The following is a 4,935-nucleotide window of genomic DNA, read 5'->3' as shown; positions in this document are numbered from 1 at the left end:
TCCTTGGAGTGACCCGGGGGTCGCGGGCATGCTTCCACTCTCCCCGGTCATGGGCGCTGTGACCAGTGGGTCTTGCCTTTTTCGGGGTCAGGATGGCCAGGGGTGGCGGTCCTGGGCGGCGGTCGGACGCAGCTCGCTGGTGTGGAGGGCGCGGGTGATGTCGGTCGGGGTGACCAGGCCTATGACGTGGCCGTCGTCGTTGAGGACCGCGGCGCGGCCGTCCGTGCAGCCGGCCATACGGGGTAGCAGGTCCGTCAGCGGGTCGGACGGGTGGGCCGTCGGGACCTCGGCCGGAGGGCAGGCGATGTCGGCCAGGCTGAGCGTCCGCCGCTGGTCGGGCGGGGTGGCGCGGACGCGGTTCAAGGTCACCAGCCCTGCGAGGCGGCCGTCCTCGACCAGGGGGTAGGTGGAGTAGCGGTGCGTCAGGACGACGTTGTCGACGAGGTCCTGGACCGGCGTCGTCGCGTCCGCCAGGAAGGGGTCGGGGGTCATCACGTCGGCGACGTGGACGTCCTGGAGTGCGGCGTTGACGCGCGTCTGCTGTTCCTCGGCGCCGGCGGCGGTCACGAGGAAGAAGCCGATCAGGGCCAGCCACAGGCCCCCGAAACCGGCTCCGATCACGAACTGGACGAAGCCCAGCGCGATCAGGGTCAGGCCGAAGACGCGGCCCGCGCGGGCGGCGGTGACGGCGGCGCCGGTACGGTCGCCGCGCCGCCACCACAGGAACGCCCGCAGCACCCGGCCGCCGTCCAGCGGGGCCGCCGGGATCATGTTGAAGATCGCGAGGAGCACGTTGATGCCGGCCAGATAGGCGAGCGTCCCCGCGAGCAGGCCCGGCCCGGCGGCGGCCTCCGCCAGCACGGCCGCGACCGCGAAGACCGCGCCCACGGCCAGGCTGGCGGCGGGGCCGACGATGGCGATGCGCAGGTCGGCGCCCGCCGTGCGGGGTTCGCCGCCGAGCTGGGCGACGCCGCCGAGCAGCCACAGCGTGATGCCCGAGACCTCAAGGCCGTTGCGCCGCGCGACCACGGCGTGCGCCAGTTCGTGCGCGAGCAGGGACGCCAGGAGCAGGACGGCGCTGACGATCCCCGCCAGGAGATACGCCCAGGTGCCGTAGTCGGGATACACCTCGGGGAAACGGCCGAAGGACAGCCCGAAGACCAGGATCGCGACGATCACCAGCACGCTGACGTTGAGGCCGACCCTGATTCCGGCGATGTGGCCGAGCCGGATCGACTCACGCATCCCGGTCCCCTTTGTCCGTAATCTAACGGAACGTCCCTTTACCCGTCTGTTGGACGGGTATGCGGTTCGCGGCGGCCTCAGCCGGACAGGCGGCGGCGGAGGTGGTCCTTGCCCTGTTCGGCGCCCTTGCGGCTCTCGGCCTGGGCGCGGCGGAAGAGGTCGGCGAGTTCGGTGTCGCCGGCGCGCTCGGCGTCGTTGATGTAGGTCTCCAGGCGCAGTGCGTTGCTCAGGCACTGCTCGACGAACCAGACGAGGTTGTAGTCCTTGTCCTTCGTCCCTGTGACTCCACCGGTTTCCTGGACCGCGCTCATGTGTCCTCCCTTGTCGTGGGGTTGGTTGCGCGTCCTCTACCCGGGAGGTCGTGTCCCATTCTCGGTGACGGCCCGCCGCAGCGCGTAGACGGCGGCGCCCACGGCGAGGACGGCGGCGCCGGCGGCCACCGAGGAGACCGGGAGTGCGAAGGCCAGGGCCAGGCAGCCCGCCAGGCCGACGACCGGCACGAGCTTGGGCGGCCTGCCCTCGTCCGGCGAGAGGGCCCAGGCGGAGGCGTTGGCGATGGCGTAGTACACGAGGACGCCGAAGGACGAGAACCCGATCGCGCCGCGCAGGTCCGCCGTCGCGGCGAGCACCGCCACCACCGCGCCGATCACGAGTTCGGCGCGGTGCGGCACCTGGAAGCGGGGATGGACGGCGGCGAGGGCGTGCGGCAGGTGCCGGTCGCGGGCCATCGCCAGCGTGGTGCGTGAGACGCCGAGGATCAGGGCGAGCAGCGAGCCCAGGGCGGCCGTCGCGGCGCCCGCCCGTACCGCGGGTTCGAGCGCGCCCAGCCCTGCCCTGTCGACGGCGTCGGCCAGCGGTGCGGTCGCCGCGCCGAGGTCGGCGGTGCCGAGGACGGCCAGGACCGCCACCGCGACCGCCGCGTACACGGCCAGGACGAGACCCAGGGCGAGGGGAATCGCCTTCGGGATGGTGCGGGCCGGGTCGCGCACCTCCTCGCCGAGGGTCGCTATGCGGGCGTATCCGGCGAAGGCGAAGAACAGCAGGCCCGCCGCCTGAAGGACTCCGCCGGGGCCGGCGTCCGAGCCGATGGCCAGGCGTCCGGGATCGGCGGTACCGGACGCCAGGCAGGTGACGACCACGGCGGCGAGCACGGCCAGCACCGCGGCGACGATGACGCGGGTGAGCCAGGCCGACTTGCGCACGCCGACATAGTTGACGGCGGTCAGCAGCACCACCGCGGCCACCGCCACCGCGTGCGCGTGGCCGGGCCACGCGTACGCGCCGACGGTCAGCGCCATCGCCGCGCAGGAAGCCGTCTTGCCGACCACGAACGCCCACCCGGCCAGGTAGCCCCAGAAGTCGCCCAAGCGTTCGCGGCCATAGACATAGGTGCCGCCGGACGCGGGGTAGCGGGCGGCCAGCCGCGCCGAGGACGTCGCGTTGCAGTAGGCGACCACGGCGGCCACGCCCAGGCTGACCAGGAGCCCGGACCCGGCCGCACGCGCCGCGGGAGCCAGGGCCGCGAAGACGCCCGCGCCGATCATCGACCCGAGGCCGATCACCACGGCGTCGAACAGCCCCAGCCGCCGCCGCAGCTCCCCACCGGTCGCAGGACCGCTCATCACGCTCTCCCCGGTGCCTCGGGCGTCACGGGCCGATCTTCCCGCCACCATCCTCCGTCCCGGTTAGCGCGGGGTTCCCAGTGGATGACCACGAAGGAACATAGCCCGGGTCGCCGCCTCGTCGACGTGCGGCGCTGACGTGCGGCGTGTTGTTGCTTCCGACGCGGGCACCAACAACACGCCGCAAGTCAACGCATGCAGCCGGTGAACCCTGTGGACAGCGCATCGGGCGGTTCAGTCTTGGGGGGAGATCCGGATGGCCGTGCGGTTGCCCTCGGAGTCGCCTACCTCGATGCGGACGCCGCCGGTCGTGACGGTTCCGCCGCCGCCGATGGAGGCCGTGAAGCCGGACGGGTCGGTGACCGTGAACGTACTGCCCGCGCTGACGATCGACAGGGGGTCGTTGCCGACCTTGTCGTTGAAGCGGAGCGTGTCGCCCTCCTTGACCACGACCTCGCACGTGCCGTCCCGGCAGGCGTCCAGATCACGGCCGTCCGCGGCCGTGCCGGGGGCCGGCGCGGCCGTCTGACTCGGGGAGGGCGAGGGCGGGGCCGGTGCCGCGCTGGACGGCGGCGCCGCCGAGGGCGGCGGCTTCGTCGGCTCGGTCGCCGCCGAGTCGTCGCCGCCGCAGGCCGCGAGCAGAAGGACGGGAAGCAGCGTGGCGACGAGGAAGGGGGTGCGGGGCATGAGCATCGTTCCCGAGGTCAGAGGTTCTCGCGGGGAGCGTTCGGTGCGACCTCCGAGTGGTCACAGGGTGACTGTAGGCGCTCACTGTGCGCATCGTCGTCACGTTTGTGCCACGTTCCGGAGGGGCGTTTCCTTTGAGCGCGTCGGGCGCGGGCCTCGATGCCGCAGGTCCACATGGGCGAAAAGGATCTTTGTGGCAAATACCTCGTGTTGTGCACGGGTCATTGATCACGACATGTGGCTCTGACACCCTATTGCGTGGTTGTCGCACGGCCCCTTCTCGTGGACCGGTGCGTATGGCTCTGCCGTGCACCAATGCAATGCACACGGGTATCCCGGGGGCCCGCCGCGTCGGCTGCCCGACGCAACGACCGGAAGGACGACGCGAACCGATGAATCGGGCCCGTGGCGACACGGACATGCAGGAACACACGCCATCCGGCGGTGACCGAACGTGAGGTGGTGGAGGCGCAAGGCCACCGCGCCGCCGCATCCGCAGCCGCCGCAACAGGGTGGATGGGGTGCCCCGGCTCATGCACCGGCACCCGCCCACGTCCACGCGTCGCCGCCGGTGCAGGCTCCGCCCCGGACGTCGATGCCCGCCCAGGGGGCACCGGCCCAACATCAGGCCCAGGCGGCGGCCCCGGCGGCACAGGCCCGGGTCCAGGTGCCGGCCGGCGCTCACGCTGCGTCGTTTCAGGCGGCTCCGGAGCATAACGCCTGGCCGGGCGTCTGCGAGCAGTTCTCCCAGCAGTTGCTGCTGCTGACCGAACAGCTCCGCCCGGCCATGGACCAGCTGGAGAGCGAGGAGGATGACCCTGACCGGCTGCAGCTCCTCTACCAGGTCGACCACGCCGTGACCCGGATGCGGCGGGCGGCACGCGAGATGAGCGTCCTCGCGGGGAGCGGCACCGAGGAGATGGGCGGCCACACCGCCTCGCTCGTCGACGTCGTCCGGCTCGCGGAGTCGTCGATCGAGCGGTACACGCAGGTGGTCATCGGGAAGGTCGTCCAGCTGGCCGTGGTCCCCTACGCGGCCGACGACGTGGCGTCCCTGCTCGTCGTGCTGCTGGACAACGCGACCCGGTACTCCCCGTCCAAGGTCACCGTCAGCGCCCACCTCCTCGACAACGGCGCCGTCATGATGCGGATCGAGGACTCGGGCATCGGCATCGACGCCGATCGGCTCCAGGCCGTGAACGAGATGCTCGCCGGTCCCGTCCTGCCGATGGGGCCCGACACCGCGCGGCACACGGGCTTCCCGATCGCCCACCGGCTGGCGCGCAAGCACGGGGTCGGCGTGCGGCTGGCGTGTCGTCCGGCGGCGAGCGGCTCTTCCCAGGGGACGGTCGCGATGGTCGTGATCCCGCCGGCGCTGCTG

5 protein-coding genes are annotated in these 4,935 nt (G+C 72.2%); 1 reads left to right on the top strand and 4 read right to left on the bottom strand.

Annotation, left to right across the window (positions count from 1 at the left end; genetic code table 11):
- Positions 1 to 87: 87 nt before the first annotated feature.
- The 4 genes from E1281_RS37445 to E1281_RS37430 form a co-directional block, all read right to left on the bottom strand.
- Positions 88 to 1,245 (bottom strand): site-2 protease family protein, encoded by a 1,158-nt coding sequence (locus E1281_RS37445; RefSeq protein ID WP_131884442.1) that lies wholly within the window; start codon positions 1,243 to 1,245, stop codon positions 88 to 90.
- A 77-nt stretch (positions 1,246 to 1,322) separates the two neighbouring features.
- The gene (locus tag E1281_RS37440; RefSeq protein WP_131884441.1) at positions 1,323 to 1,556 is read right to left on the bottom strand and encodes a hypothetical protein; all 234 of its coding nucleotides are present in this window, start codon (positions 1,554 to 1,556) and stop codon (positions 1,323 to 1,325) included.
- A 36-nt stretch (positions 1,557 to 1,592) separates the two neighbouring features.
- On the bottom strand, positions 1,593 to 2,867 hold the full coding sequence (locus E1281_RS37435; RefSeq protein ID WP_131884440.1) for an APC family permease: 1,275 nt from the start codon (positions 2,865 to 2,867) through the stop codon (positions 1,593 to 1,595).
- 234 nt (positions 2,868 to 3,101) lie between these two features.
- A complete protein-coding gene (locus E1281_RS37430) occupies positions 3,102 to 3,554 on the bottom strand; it encodes a hypothetical protein (RefSeq protein WP_131884439.1) in 453 nt (150 codons plus the stop codon).
- Between the two features lie 667 nt (positions 3,555 to 4,221).
- On the opposite strand from E1281_RS37430, the gene E1281_RS37425 reads away from it, so the two are divergent.
- Positions 4,222 to 4,935, top strand: a 714-nt coding sequence (locus E1281_RS37425) for an ATP-binding protein (protein WP_207943742.1), incomplete at its 3' end; no start/stop codon positions are given.

Source organism: Actinomadura sp. KC345 (genome assembly GCF_004348515.1).
Taxonomy (GTDB): Bacteria; Actinomycetota; Actinomycetes; order Streptosporangiales; family Streptosporangiaceae; genus Spirillospora.
This window is presented reverse-complemented; position numbering and strand designations above follow the sequence as displayed.

Excerpts from the sequence above, each read along its gene's own strand:
- E1281_RS37445 (WP_131884442.1), bottom strand. The coding sequence starts at position 1,245 with ATGCGTGAGTCGATCCGGCTCGGCCACATCGCCGGAATCAGGGTCGGC.
- E1281_RS37440 (WP_131884441.1), bottom strand. The coding sequence starts at position 1,556 with ATGAGCGCGGTCCAGGAAACCGGTGGAGTCACAGGGACGAAGGACAAG.
- E1281_RS37435 (WP_131884440.1), bottom strand. The coding sequence starts at position 2,867 with ATGAGCGGTCCTGCGACCGGTGGGGAGCTGCGGCGGCGGCTGGGGCTG.
- E1281_RS37430 (WP_131884439.1), bottom strand. The coding sequence starts at position 3,554 with ATGCCCCGCACCCCCTTCCTCGTCGCCACGCTGCTTCCCGTCCTTCTG.